Genomic DNA, 1,234 nt, shown 5'->3' on the forward strand with positions numbered 1-1,234 from the left:
CGAAGAGGTTGACCGTCATGATCGGCAACAGGTTGGCGGGTATGTAGAGGATCGCCGCGGTGATCAGCAACGCCCAGGTGCGCGTGAGGCTGTTTGGGCGCCGGGCGTGCAGAACCGCACCGCAGCGACTGCAACGCGGATGCTCGTCCCCGTCGGCGCGATTCAACTGGTGGCACTCGCCGCACACCAGAATTCCGGCATCAAGCGCGCGCATCGTCGTCCTCGCCGCCCAGCGCTTCCCATACCTGGTGCGGCGACATGGTGACCTCCAGCCAGACCTGGGTGAACAGCAGCGCCACGAAACAGGCCAGGCCGACGCCCAGGCTGAGGTCGGCCATGTCGATCAGCTTGACGATGGAAACCAGGATGCCCATGAGGTAGACCTCGAGCATCCCCCACTCGCGCAGATGGTGATAGCCGCGGTAGAGCAGCATGCCGATGTGACGGGCGATACCGAAACGCACGCTGATCATCACCAGCAACTGGCAGAGCAACTTGACCAACGGGATCACCATGCTGCACAGGAATACCAGGATGGCGACGCCCTGCATGCCACTGTCGTAAAGACCGAGCACTCCCGTCCAGACCGTATCGCTGCGGGTCTGGCCGAGCAGGCTGAGATTCATGATCGGCAGGAAATTGGCTGGGATATAGAGGAAGAGCGCCGTCAGAACCAGCGCGAAGCAACGGCGTTTCCATTGATGGCGATGCGCGGCCAACTCGAAACCGCAGCGCGGACAATTGGCTTTCTCGCCCGGTCCCAGGGGTTCCCGGCGCATCAACAGATCACACTCATGGCAAGCAACCAGTTCTTCCAGGGGAAGATCCTGCAGGCCACGGACATCGGTATCGGACATGAATGAGCTCGGCTGGATTTGTCGGCTATTGTAGACGAGCGCACAGTGCAAATCGCGTCTCCCATGCCCTCGGAAGTACGCCGCCCGGCAGCTCTCGAAGTTTTTCGATTATCGTCCGCAGCGCTGCTGGCTTGCCACTTTTCCGCGCGCAAAAGCAAAACCCCTGGTCATCGCTGACCAGGGGTTTTGGGATAGGAGCTTGACGATGACCTACTCTCACATGGGGAGACCCCACACTACCATCGGCGATGCGTCGTTTCACTACTGAGTTCGGGAAGGGATCAGGTGGTTCCAACGCTCTATGATCGTCAAGCAATTCGGTTGGATATCCGTTCGCTTGGGCTTACGTCTATCCGGATTCAGGTATGTGATTTCAA

General features: G+C 59.6%; 2 protein-coding genes and 1 rRNA gene. All 3 read right to left on the reverse strand.

Annotated elements, in window-relative coordinates:
• On the reverse strand, nt 1-214 hold a 214-nt coding region (locus FFS27_RS32905; RefSeq protein WP_171019292.1), incomplete at its 3' end, for a paraquat-inducible protein A.
• Entirely contained in the window at nt 201-908 is a 708-nt protein-coding gene (locus FFS27_RS32910; protein ID WP_011666770.1) for a paraquat-inducible protein A, read from the reverse strand. The genes FFS27_RS32910 and FFS27_RS32905, both read right to left, overlap by 14 nt.
• 146 nt (nt 909-1,054) lie before the next feature.
• Nucleotides 1,055-1,170 (reverse strand): 5S ribosomal RNA (gene rrf, locus FFS27_RS32915).
• Nucleotides 1,171-1,234 lie beyond the last annotated feature (64 nt).

Origin of the sequence: Pseudomonas sp. 2VD, from assembly GCF_005503585.1 — a bacterium.
Taxonomy (GTDB): Bacteria; Pseudomonadota; Gammaproteobacteria; order Pseudomonadales; family Pseudomonadaceae; genus Pseudomonas; species Pseudomonas aeruginosa.